The organism is Helicobacter sp. 10-6591 (genome assembly GCF_003288805.1).
In the GTDB taxonomy this organism is placed as follows: Bacteria; Campylobacterota; Campylobacteria; order Campylobacterales; family Helicobacteraceae; genus Helicobacter_F.
In genome coordinates, this window is sequence record NZ_NHYK01000040.1 from 1 (window position 1) to 2460 (window position 2460).

A 2460-nucleotide genomic window follows, 5' to 3' on the forward strand; every position below is an offset into this window, starting at 1 on the left:
CTCTCAATGGAAATCTTTAGACTTATTGAAAATCTTTGACTTATTCAAGGAGGAACAATGAACATACGACTATCTCTCATAACAGCAACTTTTCTTGTTTCTACTTCACTGATGAGTGCTAATGCACCATATATACCGCATATAAGCAATAGAGATTCTGCAAGGACACAATATTGGGCTAAAGGAGTAGATGAAACAAAAGGTTGGAGCGATGGCTTGCAATTCCCAAATCACTGCTGGGGTGCTGTCACGGCAAATATGATGTCTTGGTGGCAAAAACAAGTAGGTGATGGTGTAAGTGTGCCTACACAAGCTCCACAAGAAGCCGCAGATATCCGACAATGGGTTTGGGATAATTTCAAGGATTTCCAAAATGGCAGAATGCCAAACAAAGGAATAAATGATTTTTTTAAAGCGTTTTATCCAGAGATTGATGCTAATCGTGATCCATACTACTGGATGGATCATGGAACTCCTCTATGGAATTACAGACCATATCATAATGCTGACCTTATCACAAAAAGTCTTTTGGAGAATTTCGAATCTGGCAATGTCGTAGCCGCCATCACTTCGCAATACCACACTGTTACGCTTTGGGGTATAGAAGTAGATGATCAAGGCAAAATCACCAAGGGATGGATCACAGATTCAGATCCTACACAAGGGAATACATCTATGCTAGAAGAGGCTTTGGCAGTATATGATGCAAATGGCTATCTTTCTTTTCAGAGTTCTCATTATGATTATGCGACAGGCGGTACACGAACAGATATGTATGAGATAGACACCATCACCTATCTCAGCATCGATAAATCCCGTATACAGAATTCTTTAAAAAAGCAAGATTACAGCCAAACATCTGCCAGCACAACATCCACTCCAACGCAAGAGCAAAATGCTAGCATCTCTACAGACACTGTAGCTAGCCAACAAGCCACTGCTACTACTACCCAATCAAGTAGCACTATAACCCAATCTGCTGGCTCTAATCCCATTACAAACACCCAATATCCTAGCCGTGATTCTGCTAGCTCTACTTCCATTGCTAGCCAATCTAGCAATACAAGCACAGCAAGAGAAAACATACAGCAAGCTTTATCAGACAACAAAAACCTCACCATGCTTGAGTTTGATCTGCTAGGCAAAACAATGTTTGGTATCAAGCAAGGAGAACATCTTATAGCTCTTATTGATCCAAGCAATAAAAATATATTTGCACTTGTATCCAATCTAGGACTTAGCAGCTATTCTTTTGAAGGCGATGTATTGGGATCTGATTTTAGAATCATCGAAAACACCAATCCAAAAGCTATCAAAGAAGCACAAGAGCTTGCAGATATGGGCTTAAACTTCACTATGGTTGAAGTCAATAACCTAAACAAAAGAATGGGTGAGCTTCGTAATATAAAAGGTGCAGCTGGTGTTTGGGCAAGAATCATGAACGGTGCAGGATCTAGCAAGGGTGGATACAAGAGTACTTATACACATATACAAGGTGGCTTTGATAAGCAGACAAGCTTTTATGGCGGGGAGCTTTTTACTGGTCTTACTTTTACTTACACCACTACCAATATCACCCAGTCTAATTCTCAAAATACAGCCTTTAGTAATGGTAAGACAGATTCTCTTGGGGGTGGCTTGTATGCTATAGCTTTATTGAATAGTGGCTTTTATATAGATGTGATAGGCAAATATGTAGCCCATGATAATAACTACAACTATGACCTCAAAGAAATGAATCTTTTCTTGGCCAAGCAAAAATACAACACTCACTCTCTCTATTTTGGAGCTGAGTTAGGACAAAGAATAGCTATGCCTTTTATGAGCTTTATTGAGCCACAAATAGAGCTTGTCTATATCACTACATCTGGAAGCGCTCTTAGAGACAATAACTCTAATTCTGTGAAACTCAATGATTCTCAAATGCTTGTTGCACGCGCTGGAGCAAATCTAGGCAAGAATTTCAATATAGGAAGTTGGGAATTTCTGGCACTACTAGGATTAAACTACCAAGGAGATTTGCATAAAGACAATGCAATCATTGTCAATGGCAAAACTGCAACAAACAACAAAAAAGACCACAGAATGCTTATGAGCATAGGATTGAATGCAAAAGCAGGCGAACATTTAAGCTTTGCACTGAGCTTTGAGAGATCAGCATTTGGCAATTACAACATCAATAGATTGATAAATGCGAATATAAGATATTCGTTTTAGCTCTATAAGAGAACTGAGGTTTAAGATTCTCTATGGGAGTTCTTAGGGAATCTGCTGATTGGTTTCTCTTTAACACATCTTTTTTATGTAACTCCTTGGATTATTCTTAAATTAAGACCAATCTCATTGCTTTGCTTACCTTGGATTTTTGTGTGTCTTTATGACTCTCCTTGGAGTATATTTTTAAACAATGTGTATCGTATAAAGGGATGAAAAAAGCTAATGATGCGTGGAAGGGGGATA

Annotated in this window: 1 protein-coding gene; it reads left to right on the top strand. The window is 38.7% G+C overall.

Going from position 1 to position 2460, the window contains the following annotated elements:
• Window positions 1-57 precede the first annotated feature (57 nt).
• A complete protein-coding gene (locus tag CCY97_RS08050; protein WP_112064949.1) occupies window positions 58-2217 on the top strand; it encodes an IdeS/Mac family cysteine endopeptidase in 2160 nt (719 codons plus the stop codon).
• The last annotated feature ends 243 nt before the right edge of the window (window positions 2218-2460 follow it).